This window comes from Sphingomonas sp. 66-10 (assembly GCF_001897045.1).
Lineage (GTDB): Bacteria > Pseudomonadota > Alphaproteobacteria > Sphingomonadales > Sphingomonadaceae > Sphingomonas > Sphingomonas lycopersici.
Genome location: NZ_MKRR01000123.1, coordinates 10,213 through 23,398 on the forward strand (window position 1 = coordinate 10,213; position 13,186 = coordinate 23,398).

The 13,186-nt window shown below is 68.4% G+C and carries 12 protein-coding genes and 1 pseudogene; 8 read left to right on the forward strand and 5 right to left on the reverse strand.

Annotation, left to right across the window (positions count from 1 at the left end):
- Together BGN95_RS12990 and BGN95_RS12995 are read left to right on the forward strand one after the other, a co-directional pair.
- Positions 1-276: pseudogene (locus BGN95_RS12990) on the forward strand (hypothetical protein); the annotation flags it as partial.
- Positions 277-406: 130 nt separating this feature from the next.
- Positions 407-1,966, forward strand: coding sequence for an O-antigen ligase family protein (locus tag BGN95_RS12995; protein ID WP_265314366.1), 1,560 nt, complete (start codon positions 407-409; stop codon positions 1,964-1,966).
- Between the two features lie 105 nt (positions 1,967-2,071).
- On the opposite strand, the gene BGN95_RS13000 is transcribed toward BGN95_RS12995, so the two are convergent.
- From BGN95_RS13000 to cysD, 3 genes are all read right to left on the reverse strand, one after another.
- Complete coding sequence (locus tag BGN95_RS13000; RefSeq protein ID WP_179513250.1) at positions 2,072-2,332, reverse strand: hypothetical protein; 261 nt, start codon at positions 2,330-2,332, stop codon at positions 2,072-2,074.
- An 86-nt stretch (positions 2,333-2,418) separates the two neighbouring features.
- A complete protein-coding gene (gene cysN, locus BGN95_RS13005) occupies positions 2,419-4,332 on the reverse strand; it encodes a sulfate adenylyltransferase subunit CysN (RefSeq protein ID WP_286772854.1) in 1,914 nt (637 codons plus the stop codon).
- Entirely contained in the window at positions 4,332-5,246 is a 915-nt protein-coding gene (gene cysD, locus BGN95_RS13010) for a sulfate adenylyltransferase subunit CysD (protein ID WP_265270148.1), read from the reverse strand. Before cysD ends, cysN begins: the two co-directional genes overlap by 1 nt.
- A 54-nt stretch (positions 5,247-5,300) precedes the next feature.
- On the opposite strand from cysD, the gene BGN95_RS13015 reads away from it, so the two are divergent.
- From BGN95_RS13015 to BGN95_RS13040, 6 genes are all read left to right on the forward strand, one after another.
- A complete protein-coding gene (locus BGN95_RS13015) occupies positions 5,301-6,269 on the forward strand; it encodes a helix-turn-helix transcriptional regulator (protein ID WP_286772855.1) in 969 nt (322 codons plus the stop codon).
- Between the two features lie 326 nt (positions 6,270-6,595).
- Positions 6,596-7,084, forward strand: coding sequence for an EF-hand domain-containing protein (locus tag BGN95_RS13020; RefSeq protein ID WP_286772856.1), 489 nt, complete (start codon positions 6,596-6,598; stop codon positions 7,082-7,084).
- 23 nt (positions 7,085-7,107) lie between these two features.
- Entirely contained in the window at positions 7,108-8,247 is a 1,140-nt protein-coding gene (gene tgt / locus BGN95_RS13025; RefSeq protein ID WP_286772857.1) for a tRNA guanosine(34) transglycosylase Tgt, read from the forward strand.
- Between the two features lie 2 nt (positions 8,248-8,249).
- Positions 8,250-8,438: a hypothetical protein gene (locus tag BGN95_RS13030; RefSeq protein WP_179513244.1), complete on the forward strand. Its 189-nt coding sequence runs from the start codon at positions 8,250-8,252 to the stop codon at positions 8,436-8,438.
- Positions 8,439-8,464: 26 nt separating this feature from the next.
- Positions 8,465-11,278 carry a M16 family metallopeptidase gene (locus BGN95_RS13035; protein WP_286772858.1) on the forward strand — a complete coding sequence of 938 codons (2,814 nt, stop codon included), beginning with the start codon at positions 8,465-8,467 and terminating at the stop codon, positions 11,276-11,278.
- 54 nt (positions 11,279-11,332) lie between these two features.
- Positions 11,333-12,286, forward strand: coding sequence for a cell wall hydrolase (locus BGN95_RS13040; protein WP_286772859.1), 954 nt, complete (start codon positions 11,333-11,335; stop codon positions 12,284-12,286).
- Here BGN95_RS13040 and BGN95_RS13045 read toward each other — a convergent pair whose 3' ends face one another.
- On the reverse strand, positions 12,287-12,445 hold the full coding sequence (locus BGN95_RS13045; protein WP_286772860.1) for a hypothetical protein: 159 nt from the start codon (positions 12,443-12,445) through the stop codon (positions 12,287-12,289).
- A 292-nt stretch (positions 12,446-12,737) separates the two neighbouring features.
- Positions 12,738-13,145: a hypothetical protein gene (locus BGN95_RS13050; RefSeq protein WP_179513241.1), complete on the reverse strand. Its 408-nt coding sequence runs from the start codon at positions 13,143-13,145 to the stop codon at positions 12,738-12,740.
- Positions 13,146-13,186: the final 41 nt, after the last annotated feature.

Here is a 13,186-nt window from a genome sequence, read left to right on the forward strand (position 1 = left end):
GCCTGGCGCAGCTTCGTCGCGGCGGCGGTGATGATCGTCGCCGTGCTGGCGCTGGATATTGCGCTCGGCGCGCCGGGCCACAATTTTAGCCGTAACCTTCTCGGGCTGGCCGCCAAGTCGGTACTCGGCGGGGGCGCTTATGCCGGAACGCATCTGCTCTTGTGGCGTCTCTCGGGGCAACCCGCTGGCTTCGAGCGGTTCGTGCTCGATTTCGCGGGCCGGCTGGTGCGCACGGTCGGCGGGCGGCTGCGCATGCGCCGCGAGGCGACGGAATGAGCGCGATGCATCAAATCGGCGCCAGTCTTGTTAACCCTTTTCTTTTAACGACCGTCGCGTCATCGAAGGTGACGAAGGGCGCAGAAAAGGGGCGCGCCGCGCCACCCCGCCGGGATGTGAGTAAGCACGGGTGAAGATCAGAGGCAGGTTCTTCAGACGACGGCAACGAGCGATCGCGCGTCCGATCCTGGGGAGCTATACCTCGCCGGGCTTCTGGCAGCGTCATCGCATCAAATTGCTGCTGCTGGTTTCCGGCTATTCGTGGTTCGTCGGCATGTTCTTTGCCATCACGACCACCTATTTCCTCGTACCCCTGGTGGCACCGCTGGCGCTGCTGGCCGGGCTGGTGATCTGGCTGCTCCCCGATGTCGGGCGAGCGCCGACCAAATTGATGTCACAGCTGCTGTTCGCATTTGTCGCGGTGCTGCTGTGCTGGCCCAATTACATCGGGATCGATTTCCCGGGCCTGCCGTGGATCACGTTGCTGCGGCTGGTTTCGCTCCCGCTCGGCGTGGTGCTGCTCGTCAGCCTGTCGATCTCGGCGCAATTCCGTCGCGAATTGTCCGAGACGCTCGCCGCGGTGCCGGTGGTGCCGTGGCTGCTCGGCGCATTCGGCGCGCTCGCCTTCCTCACCGTCTTCTGGTCGACCGACGTCGGCTATTCGGCGAACAAGTTCAGCGTGGCGATGTTCAGCTGGTTCGCGCCGTTCTTTGCCGCGGTCTATGCCTTCCGCCAGCCGGGGCGGCTCGTTTGGCTCGGCCGGCTGCTCTGGGGGATCACGCTCCTGGTCTGCGCGCTCGCGGTGGTCGAGGCGCATATGCAGAAGGTGCTGTGGTCCGGCCATCTCCCGCCGCTGCTTTCGATCCAGGACGACACGGTGACGCGCATCCTGTCGGGCGCGATACGGAGCGCGACCGGCAAATACCGCACCGTCGCGACCTTCTCCACGCCGCTGGGCCTTGCCGAATATCTCGGGCTGGCCGCGCCGTTCGTGCTGCATTTCGCGCTCGTCGCGAAACGACCGATCACCCGCGTGATCGCGGCCGCCACCTTCCCGCTGATGTTCTACGTCGTCGCCCAGACCGATTCGCGGATGGGGATGATCAACATGTTCGTGGCGGCCCTGCTCTATCTGTTCTTCTGGAGCCTGCGCCACCGCCAGACCAACCCCGAAAGCCCGATCGGCACCGCGCTGCTGGTGGGTTATCCCGTGATGGCATTCGGCTTTTTGCTGTCGACCTTCTTCGTCGGCAAGATCCGCCACCTCGTGTGGGGCGACGGCTCGCAGCAATCCAGCAACGACATGCGGATGGAGCAGCTCAACGTCGGCATCCCCAAGATTCTCAATCGACCGTGGGGCTGGGGGATGGGCCGTGCGCCCGAGACGCTGGCGCTCGATTCGATCGACAATTTCTACCTGACGGTCGGGCTGGAATACGGCCTCGTCGGGCTGGTGCTGTTCTTCGGGATGATCGCGGCGGCGATCTGGGCCGGCGTGCGTCGCGCGATCCGCTTCCCCGAAGGGGAATTGGGGATGATGGTGCCGCTGATCATCTCGCTGATCAACTTCCTGATCGTGAAGACGACGCTGAGCCAGCAGGATTCGCACGGGCTGGTGTTCGTGATGCTCGGGGCGCTGGTGGCGGCGTGCTGGCGCTACGATCAGCAGAATAAACCGGCCGCCGACTGAGGCGTTGAGCCGAATGCGCGGGATACGTCCCGCCTCCGCCGGCCACGCATGACGGAGAGATCGAGCGCCGCGCTCCGCGCGGTCGGCTCGCCACGTATTTTTTTGTTAAATCAGCGCGTAAATCACGCCGCCGATCACCGCCCAGAGCGCGATCGAGGCGCCGACGATCGTCGCGACGCGCAAGGTCAGCGAGAGCTTCTCGTTCGCCGGGCGGCGCGCCCCTTCGGTGCCGAACGCCTCGAGCAGGCGCCCGTGCAGCTCGCGCACGGGCGAATCGCCGCCGTCGCCCGCGATCCAACGCGGTTCGGGCAGCGAAACCTGGCGCGGCTCTCGCGCATAGTCCTGGCGTCGTGCGGGCTGAGGCATGGAATTCTCCCTGCCTCCAATATGCCACGCTTCGTCTTAACGACTTGTAAAGGTCGGCACCCCGCGCCGTAAAATTTTCGCAAGCCTCATGGGATGAGCCGTTCGATGATCAGGTCGGCCGCCGCCTCCGGGGTCATGCCGGTGGTGTCGATCCGCATATCCGGATCGAGCGGCGGTTCATAAGGCGAATCGATCCCGGTGAAATTCTTGAGCTGCCCGCTGCGCGCCTTGGCATAGAGCCCCTTCACGTCGCGCGCCTCGGCATCGGCGAGCGGGGTGTCGATGAAGATCTCGAGGAATTCGCCCGGTGCCATCATGTCGCGCACCATCTGCCGCTCGGCGCGGAATGGCGAGATGAACGCGGTGATCACGATCAGCCCCGCATCGGTCATCAATTTCGCCACCTCGCCGATGCGGCGGATGTTCTCGACGCGATCGGCGTCGGTGAAGCCGAGATCCTTGTTGAGCCCGTGGCGGACATTGTCGCCGTCGAGCAGGAAGGTGTGGCGGTTCATCCGCACCAGTTTCTTCTCGACCAGATTGGCGATCGTCGATTTGCCCGCGCCCGACAGCCCGGTGAACCACAACACCATCGGCTGCTGGTTCTTGAGCCCCGAGCGCCGCTCGCGCGTCACGTCGAGCGCCTGCCAATGGACGTTCTGCGCGCGCCGCAGCGAGAAATGCAGCATCCCTGCGGCGACCGTCGCGTTGGTCAATTTGTCGATCAGGATGAACCCGCCGAGCCCGCGATTGGCCGCATAGGGCTCGAATACGATCGGGCGGTCGGTGGAGAGATTGGCGACGCCGATCGCGTTGAGATCCAGCGTCTTCGCCGCCAGATGCTCCATCGTATTGACGTTCACCTGATATTTCGGGTGCTGGATGCTGGCGGTGACGGTCTGCGTGCCGAGCTTGAGCCAATAGGGCCGGCCGGGGAGCATTTCCTCGTCCGCCATCCACACGATCGTCGCCTCGAACTGGTCGGCAACCTCGGGCGGGCTATCGGCGGCGGCGATCACGTCGCCGCGCGAGCAATCGATCTCGTCGGCGAAGGTCAGCGTCACCGACTGGCCGGCGACCGCCCGATCGAGATCGCCGTCGAGCGTCACGACCCGCGCAACCTCGGTCGCCTTGCCCGAGGGGAGCACGCGGACGCGATCGCCGGGGCTGACCGTCCCGCTCGCCACCAGCCCCGAAAAGCCGCGGAAATCGAGGTTGGGGCGGTTGACCCATTGCACCGGCAGCCGGAATGGCTTGGCCTGATCCCGCTCGGCATCGAGCTCGACCGTCTCGAGATGCGCGACGAGCGACGGCCCGTGATACCAGGGCGTGTTGGCGCTGCGGGCGGTGATATTGTCGCCCTTGAAGCCGGAGATCGGCATGGCGACGAAATCGCCGATCCCGATCTCGCTGGCGAAGGCGCGGTAATCGGCGACGATCGCGTCGAAGGTCGCCTGATCGTAACCGACCAGATCCATCTTGTTCACCGCCAGCACGATATGGCGGATGCCGATGAGGTGCGCGAGATAGCTGTGCCGCCGCGTCTGGGTCAGGACGCCCTTGCGCGCGTCGATCAGGATCACCGCGAGATCGGCGGTCGAGGCGCCGGTCACCATGTTGCGGGTATATTGTTCGTGGCCGGGGGTATCGGCGACGATGAACTTGCGCTTCTCGGTTGCGAAGAAGCGATAGGCGACGTCGATCGTGATGCCCTGTTCGCGCTCGGCGGCGAGCCCGTCGACCAGCAAGGCGAAGTCGATCTCCTGCCCCTGCGTACCCACCCGCTTCGAATCCGATTCGAGCGCGGCGAGCTGATCCTCGAAGATCATCTTCGAATCGTAGAGCAGCCGCCCGATCAGCGTCGACTTGCCGTCGTCGACGCTGCCGCAGGTGATGAAGCGCAAGAGCGACTTGTGCTGATGCCGATCGAGATAGGCGTGGATGTCCTCGGCGATCAGCTTATCGACCTGATAGGCGCTGTCCTGAATCGGCGCGGTCATCAGAAATACCCCTCCTGCTTCTTCTTCTCCATGCTGGCGTCGCCGGCATCCTTGTCGATCGCGCGGCCCTGGCGCTCGCTGGTGGTGGTGAGCAGCATTTCCTGGATCACCTCCTCGAGCGTCGTCGCCTCGCTCTCCACCGCGCCGGTCAGCGGGTAGCAACCGAGCGTGCGGAAGCGGATCGAGCGCTCGACCGGGGTCTCGCCGGGCTTCAACGGGAAGCGATCGTCATCGACCATCAGGATCAAGCCGTCGCGCTCCACCGTCGGGCGCGGCGCGGCGAAATAGAGCGGGACGATCGGAATGTCGTTGAGCTGGATATATTGCCAGATGTCGAGCTCGGTCCAATTGGAGATCGGGAAGACGCGGATGCTCTCGCCCTTCGATTTGCGGGCATTGTAGAGGTTCCACAATTCGGGGCGCTGGTTCTTCGGGTCCCAGCGGTGGTTGGCCGAGCGGAAGCTGAACACGCGCTCCTTGGCGCGGCTCTTCTCCTCGTCGCGCCGCGCGCCGCCGAACGCCGCGTCGAAGCCAAATTTGTCGAGCGCCTGCTTGAGCCCCTCGGTCTTCCACATATCGGTGTGAAGCGGGCCGTGATCGAACGGGTTGATCCCCCGCGCCTCGGCCTCGGGGTTGTGATAGACGAGCAACTCCATCCCGCTCTCGCGCGCCATCCGGTCGCGCAGCTCGTACATCGCCTTGAACTTCCATGTCGTGTCGACATGGAGCAGCGGGAAGGGCGGCGGCGAGGGATAAAAGGCCTTGCGCGCGAGATGCAGCATCACCGCGCTGTCCTTGCCGACCGAATAGAGCATCACCGGCTTTTCGCATTCCGACACCACCTCGCGCAGGATGTGGATCGACTCTGCCTCCAGCCGCTGGAGGTGGGTGAGGGTTTGCTTATCGGTCGTCATGGGTGACGATCTGACCGATTCGCCTTTTCGCCAAACCTCCCATATGGGAGCAAAATGGCATTAAGCCGGATCGACGAGACCGAATTGCTCCTGCCGCTCTATGCGGGCGTACGCGACGAGCCGCATTGGGATATTTTTCTCGCCCGGTTGCGCCAGCGTGCGCGCGCCGATGCGGTGCATCTCGCGATCAGCCCGTTCGCGGCGACCTTGCCGCCGCCCTTGCCCCCGATCGCCCCCGATCGGCTGCGGCCGGACCGCGTCTATGCCGCCGCCGAGCTCGAGGAGGCGCCGCCCGGCGACCTGCGCATCATGCGCGTCGCGGAGCCGGGCGGGGCGAGCGCGGTGCTCGCGGTGTCGAGCGAGACGCGCGAATTCGCCGCGGCGGACAGCGCCTTGCTCTCCGCGATCGCGCCGCATCTCGCGGTCGCGCTCGCCGGGCTGGCGCAGGCCGAGCGCCAGCGGCTGCGGCTCGCGATCGCCGAGGATGCGCTGGCGCGCGGCGGCACCGGCTGGATCGCGTTCGACAGCGAGGCGCGGGTGATCGATTGTGACCCGGTCGCCGCGCGCGCGATCGCGGCAGTGCCCGGCCAGCGGCTGCGCATCGGCGACGCCGAAGCCGAGCGCGCCCTGGCGGCGCGCGCCGCGACCCCCGATGCGCCGCCGCGCGCGATCCTGCTTTCCGCCGCGCCCCGGCTCGAAGCGCTGCTGATCGCCCCGCCGGTCGCGCCGCCGAGCGGGGCGACGCAGGTGCCGACGATGATCGCATTGCTCCGCACCCCGCCCGCCGCGGGGGGCGCGGCGCGCGTTGCGGCGGTCGCCGCGCTCCACGGCCTGTCGCACAGCGAGGCGCGGCTCGCGCTCGCCTTGTGCGAAGGCACGAGCATCGCCGAGGCCGCCGCGGAGATCGGGCTGACGATCGAGACCGCGCGCAATTATTCGAAACGCCTCTACGCCAAGACCGGCGCGCGCGGGCAAGCCGATCTCGTCCGGCTGCTGCTCAACGGCGGCGGCGCGCTGGCGTGAGTGGAGACGCCCTCGCTGTATCCCCGCCTTGGGTCCCGCCTTCGCGGGAGCACATCGACGGCCGATACTCCGGTTCGGACGGAACCCCACGCCCCCTCGCGGGTTTAGCCTCGATAGCAGACCTCCCTGACAGGCGGCCCGCCGGACCTCGTTCGGCAGCCGCCTTTTTTTTCGCACCTCGGGCGGGTTGCCAGCGCGGCGCGCGCGCCATAGGGCGAAGGGATGCGGACGAAGCGTGGCGCAGTTCGGCTCAGCGGCGGTTCAGGCGCAGCCGTGTCGATGGACATCGTGACCGGCCCCACCCGCCCTTGTCAGGAAAATCCCGCATGATTGCCGCGCTGTTGCTGCTCCAGGCGGCCGCCGCCACGCCGGCCGCGCCGCCCGCCGTACCGCCCGGCCCCGGCCAGCCCCCGGCGACGATGATGGTCGAGCCCGCCGCGATGATGATCGCCGCCTGCGATCTCGACCATGACGGGCGCACCACTGCTGCGGAGCTCCATAGCTGCGTCGAGCGCAGCTTCGCCGCGATCGATACCGATCGCAAAGGCTCGCTCGGCTATATCGGTTTCGCCGACTGGGCCGAACGCTGCCTCGGCGATCGCAATGCGCTGCCGAGCCCGTTCGAGGTCGACACCGATGCCGACAATCGCATCACGCTGACCGAATTGCAGGTGAAGATGGCCGAGATCTTCCGCCGGCTCGATCGCGATCATGACGGCGTGGTGACCCGCGCCGAATGCCTGACGATCCGCGCCGTCGTCCCCAGCAACCGCGCGCCGCAGGGCAAGCGCAAGGGCGGCCCCGCGCCGCATTGATCGACCGGACCTATTCCCACGCAATGACCACCGACCGTTTCACCTTCTCGATCGCCGCCAGCTGTGGCGCGGCGCGCACCGGCACGATCGCGATGCGGCGCGGCACGATCCGCACCCCCGCGTTCATGCCGGTCGGCACCGCCGCCACCGTCAAGGCGATGAAGCCCGCCGATGTCGCCGCCTCGGGGGCGGACATCATCCTCGGCAACACCTATCATCTGATGCTCCGCCCCGGCGCCGAGCGGGTCGCACGATTGGGCGGGCTCCACGGCTTCATGGGGTGGGACAAGCCGATCCTCACCGATTCGGGCGGCTATCAGGTGATGAGCCTCGCCGATCTCACCAAGCGCAGCGAGGAAGGGGTGTCGTTCAAGAGCCATCTCGACGGCTCGCGGCACTTGCTCTCCCCCGAACGCTCGATCGAGATCCAGCGGCTGCTCGGCTCGAACATCGTCATGGCGTTCGACGAACTCGTCCCGACCACCTCGACCCGCGAGGTGCAGGCGGCGGCGATGGAGCGATCGATGCGCTGGGCGAAGCGCAGCCGCGCCGCATTCGATGCGGGCGGCGAGCATGCCGCGGCGAATGCGATCTTCGGCATCCAGCAGGGTGCGCTCGACGAAGGGCTGCGCAAGGCCTCCGCCGACGCGCTGACCGATATCGGCTTCCACGGCTATGCGATCGGCGGGCTCGCGGTCGGCGAGGGCCAGGAGGCGATGTTCGGCTGCCTCGATTTCGCGCCGGGGCAATTGCCGGCGGACAAGCCGCGCTATCTGATGGGGGTCGGCAAGCCCGACGATATCGTCGGCGCGGTCGAGCGCGGGGTCGATATGTTCGATTGCGTGCTGCCGACCCGCTCGGGGCGCACCGGCCAGGCCTTTACCCGCAACGGCCCGATCAACATCCGCAACGCGCGCTTCGCCGAGGATCAGGCGCCGCTCGACGCCGCCTGCCCGTGCCCGGTGTGCAATCAGTGGAGCCGCGCCTATCTCCACCATCTCGTCCGCGCGGGCGAGATTCTCGGCGCGATGCTGATGACCGAGCACAACATCTGGTTCTACGAAACGTTGATGGCGGATCTGCGCGCGTCGATCGCCGGGGGCAATCTGCCCGCGTTCGCCAATGCGTTTCGCGCCGCCTATTACGGAAACCAAGGAGAGTAAGCGTGACCGACGAACCCAACGAAATCCTCGCCGCCGCCGCCGAAGCCAAGGCGCATGAGGAAGGCGCCAGCCATGCGAAGCGCGAGGCGCGCAAGCGCAACTGGAACATCGGCAAGATCGGTCTCGGTGTCGGCATCGGCTCCGCCGCGGTCGCCGCCGCGGTGCTATTCGCCAATCGCGACAAGAAGTGATCCCGCCGCTTTCCTGAAAGGACCTTATGCGCCGCATCCTGCCGCTGCTGCTCGCTACGATCGCTGCGCCCGCGCTGGCCGAACCGCCGCCGCCGCTCCCGGCGGTCAAGCCGATCGCCTTTACCGAACGGACGCTCGCCAACGGCCTGCGCGTCTACGCGATCCGCGACACTGCGACGCCCAACGTCTCGGTGCAGATGTGGTATGACGTCGGCGGGCGTGACGATCCGCGCGGGCGATCGGGGTTCGCGCACCTCTTCGAACATCTCATGTTCAAGGCGACGCGCAACCTCCACGCCGAGCAGTTCGACCGGCTGACCGAGGATGTCGGCGGCTATAACAACGCCTCGACCGGCGACGATTACACCAATTATTTCGAGGTCGTCCCCGCCAATCACCTCCAGCGGCTGCTGTTCGCCGAGGCCGATCGCATGGCCTCGCTGATCGTCGATCCGGCAGGCTTCGCCTCCGAGCGCGACGTGGTGAAGGAGGAGTTCCGCCAGTCGGTGCTCGCGCGGCCTTATGGCAAGCTCGATTCGCTGTACCTCCCCGCGCTTGCCTATCAGCATCATCCTTATGCGCGCGGGGTGATCGGCAGCATCGCCAACCTCGATGCGGCGACGATCGACGATGTGCGCGCCTTCCACGCGACCTATTACCGCCCCGACAATGCGATCCTGGTCGTCGCGGGCAATTTCGATCCCGCCGCGCTCGATCGCTGGGTCGACCAATATTTCGCGCCGATCAAACGCCCCGATCAGCCGATCCCGCGCGTCGCCGCGACCGAGCCGGTGCGTACCGCCCCGGTCGCGGTGACGGTACACGAGCCCAACACCCCGCTCCCCGCGATCGCCTTGAGCTATCCGCTGCCGCCCGATCGCACCGCGGACATGCCCGCGCTGATGGTGATGCAGGCGATCCTCGCGCGCGGCGAAAGCTCGCGGCTGCACGAGAGCCTCGTCTATCGCGCCGGGCTGGCGCAATCGGTCGATGCAACGCTCGATTCGCGCGCCGGGCCGGGCAAGCTCGACATCATCGCGATCGCCGCCGGGGGCAAGACCGCCGATGCGGTCGAACAGGCGCTGCGCGGCGAGATCGCGCGGATGCGCGACGCCCCGGTCTCGGCGGCCGAGCTTGCCGAGGCCAAGACCGAAATCCTCACCGATGCGTTGAAGGCGATGGAAACCGCCGAGGGCCGCGCGCGTGTCATTGCCTCCTCGGTGCTGATCGACGGCGACCCGCGCGCCACCGAACGCCAGCTCGAAGCGGTCCGCGCGGTGACCGTCGCCGATGTGCAGCGCGTCGCGCGGACCTGGCTGGCCGACGATCGCGTCGCGGCAATCCGCTATCTTCCCGCCGCCGAAGGCGCCGCGCCCGAAGCCGGGATCGCGGTCGCCGCGACGGTCGAGACCCGGCCGCTCGTCGCGCCGCGCGACATCGCCGTCGTCACCGCCGCGTCCGACGCCGAGCGCGTCCCGCTGCCCCCGCTCGGGCCGGTGGTCGCGGGCCATGTGCCGACCCCGAGCGCGACCCGCCTCGCCAACGGGCTGACGGTGGTGACGGTCGAGCGGCACGACGTGCCGCTGGTCACCGCGCGGCTGATCGGCACCGCGGGCGCGGCGCGCGACGCGACGGGCAAGGCAGGCACCGCCAGCCTCGCCGCCACCTTGCTGACCCGCGGCACCGCCACCCGCTCAGCGACCGAGATCGCGCGCGCCGCCGAGGCGCTCGGCGCCTCGCTCGACACCGGCGCAGGGCGCGAGGGCAGCGCGATCGGCATCACCGTCGCGACCCCGGCGCTGTCGCCCGCGCTCGACATCCTCGCCGATGCCGCGCGCCACGCGACGCTCGCCCCGGCCGAGCTGGAGCGCGCCCGCGCGCAGGCGATCGACGCGACACAGGTGACGCTGACCGATCCGATGGAACTCGCCGGGCTCGCCGCCGATCGCGCCCTGTTCGGCGCATCGGCTTATGGCGGCGCGGTCGACGGCACCCCCGCCTCGCTCAAGGCGATCACCCGCGGCGATGTGCAACGAGCCTATGCCGCGGCCTGGTCGCCCGATCGCGCGACGCTGATCCTGACCGGCGACATCACCCCCGCCGCCGCCAAGGCGCTCGCCGAGCGCTGGTTCGGCGACTGGCGCGCGGACGGCGCGACCCCCGCCGCGCTCCCTACGCCGGTCCCCATGGCCCGCCCGCGCACGATCGCGATCGACCTGCCCGATGCGGGTCAGGCCGGGGTGGTCGTCTCGCGCGGGGCGATCGCGCGCGGCGACGGGCGCTACTATCCCGCGCTGATCGCCAATACCGTGCTCGGCGGCGGCTATACCTCGCGGCTCAATCAGGAGATCCGCATCAAGCGCGGGCTCTCCTATGGCGCGCGCAGCGATCTTCACGCCGATCGCGACACCGGCTGGATCAGCGCCGGGGCCTCGACCAAGAACGCCTCCGCCCCCGAGGTCGTCGGGCTGATCGCGGGCGAGATGCAGCGGCTGGGCACCGCGCCGATCACCGCGAGCGAGCTCGAAACGCGGCGCTCGGTGCTGATCGGCGGGTTCGGCCGGCAGATCGAACGCACCGCCGGGCTGGCGACGCTGGTCGCCAACCAGTTGCTCGACGGGTTGCCGGTCGATGAAATGACGCGCTACACCGCGCAGGTGCGCGATACGCCGACCGCGGCGGTGCAGCGGGCGGCGGCGACGCTGTTCGATCCGGCGGCCACGGTGACAGTGGTGGTCGGCGACGCGCGGCAATTCGGCGACGCGCTGCGCAAGGCGCGGCCGGCGACCGAGACGATCCCGGCGACCGCGCTCAACCTCGACAGCGCGACGTTGCGGTAGGGTGCGTTCCCGCGACGAAGGAAATCGTAAATCGCGCGCGCTATAGCGACGGCGATGACGGCGATGCACCACAGCGAGATTCGCGCGTTGCGCGCCGCGCGCCACAGCGCGTGGCCGCGCGTCGCGCTGATCGTGATGTCGCTGACCGCCGCCGCAGGCGTCGCGCTGTCGCTGCTGCCGCCTGAGCCGGCACCTCCTGCCCCGCGCGTTCCGATCACCGCGCCACCCGAGACCGGGCTCCCCGCCTTCGCCTCGCCCGCGCGCGGCACCACCGGCACGATCGCCCTGCCCCCCGTCCCGCGCGGCGCCAGCGCGGTCGGCGATGCGACAGTGACCGCGGCGGCGCCCTTCTCCACCCGGCTGGCGAGCACGATCGACCGCGCCCGCGCGCTCGAATGCCTGTCGGCGGCGGTCTATTACGAGGCCGGCGCGGAAAGCGATGCCGGACAACGCGCGGTGGCGCAGGTGGTGGTGAACCGCGTCCGCCACCCGGCCTTTCCGCCGACCGTCTGCGGGGTGGTCTATCAGGGCGCGGCGCGCGGCAGCGGGTGCCAGTTCAGCTTCGCCTGCGACGGCGCGGCGGCGCGCATCCCCTCGCGCGACGGCTGGGCGCGCGCGGCGCGCAACGCTGCCGCGATCCTCGCCGGGCAGGTGTTCGCACCGGTCGGGCTGGCGACGCATTATCACACCTATGCGGTGACCCCGGCGTGGAACCGCACCTTGGTGATGACCGATGTGGTCGGCGCGCATTTCTTCCATCGCTGGAAGGGCTATTGGGGCACCGCCGCCGCCTTCGGCCGCGCCTATCGCGGCGGCGAGCCGCAACCCACGCTCCCCGCGCCGCCGCCCGTGGTCCCCGCGCCGCTGCCCGTTCCGGTCGCGGTCACGCCGACCCAGCCGGCGCATGCCGAAAGCGGCATCGCGTTGCGCGACGCCACTCCGGACAATCTGCCCCGCCAACCGCAGATCCTCGATCGCTGGAAGGATTCGGGGAAACCGCTGCGCTGATTACCAGCGCGCGCGGCGATCATGCTTTTCGAAGCGCACCTGCGCGCTCAGCCGGTCGAAGCGGCGATCGAGATCGGCGCGCTCGGCGATCGTCAGCCCGCCGCGGCGATAACGCGCCTCGAGCCCCTGCAGATCGCGCAGCTGGGTGCGCAGCCGCATCGCCTCCGGCCGGTGAGGCTGCCGTTGCGCACGCCCTGATCGATCCGCACGTTGAGATTGGCGACGCGCTGGCCGACCGGCACCCACGGCGCCGCTGCCGCGACAGTCGGCACCGAAAGCGCGAGCCCGATCCCGGCGGCGATCATCGTCAGTTTCTTGTTCATCCATCTGCTCCTTACGCGGCCGTTACGCTGGCCAAGGAGAGGGATGCCGCGGGACTGTCCCGCAAATGTCCCGGAACGACGACATAATTGTCGCAAACTGTCGCCGTTCCGGGAAACCGATCAGCCGATCAGCGGCAACGCACGTTGTTCTTGTCGATCGACTTGCCGAGCAACGCGCCGCCCGCGCCGCCGAGCAGCGCGCCCAGCACGCCCGACCCACCCGGCGCGATCGCCGCGCCGAGCGCGCCGCCGGCGATGCCGCCGACGATCAGCCCGGTCGTGCCGTCCGACCGGCGGCAATAATAGCGCCCGTCCCGGCCGACATAGACGCGATCATTGTTGCTCAGCCGGCGCTCGCGATACCGCGCGTCGTCACGATAATATTGATCGGCATAATAGCCGTTCGAGTTCGGATCGGGCCGATTGTAATCGTAGCGGCGATAGTCGTTGCCGTAATAGCCGGGACCGCCGCCATCGTCGACGCACCCCGTCAACAGCACCGCCGCGCCGAATGCGGCAAACGCAACCTTTCGCATCGCATGCTCTCCATCGTTCCCAATGGAGTAAAATGGTTTCG

What these genes read in the sequence shown, in the direction of transcription:
- BGN95_RS13045 (WP_286772860.1), bottom strand. Translation starts at nt 12,445, where the DNA reads ATGCGGCTGCGCACCCAGCTGCGCGATCTGCAGGGGCTCGAGGCGCGT.
- BGN95_RS13050 (WP_179513241.1), bottom strand. Translation starts at nt 13,145, where the DNA reads ATGCGAAAGGTTGCGTTTGCCGCATTCGGCGCGGCGGTGCTGTTGACG.
- BGN95_RS13020 (WP_286772856.1), top strand. Translation starts at nt 6,596, where the DNA reads ATGATTGCCGCGCTGTTGCTGCTCCAGGCGGCCGCCGCCACGCCGGCC.
- cysN (WP_286772854.1), bottom strand. Translation starts at nt 4,332, where the DNA reads ATGACCGCGCCGATTCAGGACAGCGCCTATCAGGTCGATAAGCTGATC.
- BGN95_RS13015 (WP_286772855.1), top strand. Translation starts at nt 5,301, where the DNA reads ATGGCATTAAGCCGGATCGACGAGACCGAATTGCTCCTGCCGCTCTAT.
- tgt (WP_286772857.1), top strand. Translation starts at nt 7,108, where the DNA reads ATGACCACCGACCGTTTCACCTTCTCGATCGCCGCCAGCTGTGGCGCG.
- cysD (WP_265270148.1), bottom strand. Translation starts at nt 5,246, where the DNA reads ATGACGACCGATAAGCAAACCCTCACCCACCTCCAGCGGCTGGAGGCA.
- BGN95_RS13035 (WP_286772858.1), top strand. Translation starts at nt 8,465, where the DNA reads ATGCGCCGCATCCTGCCGCTGCTGCTCGCTACGATCGCTGCGCCCGCG.
- BGN95_RS13040 (WP_286772859.1), top strand. Translation starts at nt 11,333, where the DNA reads ATGACGGCGATGCACCACAGCGAGATTCGCGCGTTGCGCGCCGCGCGC.
- BGN95_RS13000 (WP_179513250.1), bottom strand. Translation starts at nt 2,332, where the DNA reads ATGCCTCAGCCCGCACGACGCCAGGACTATGCGCGAGAGCCGCGCCAG.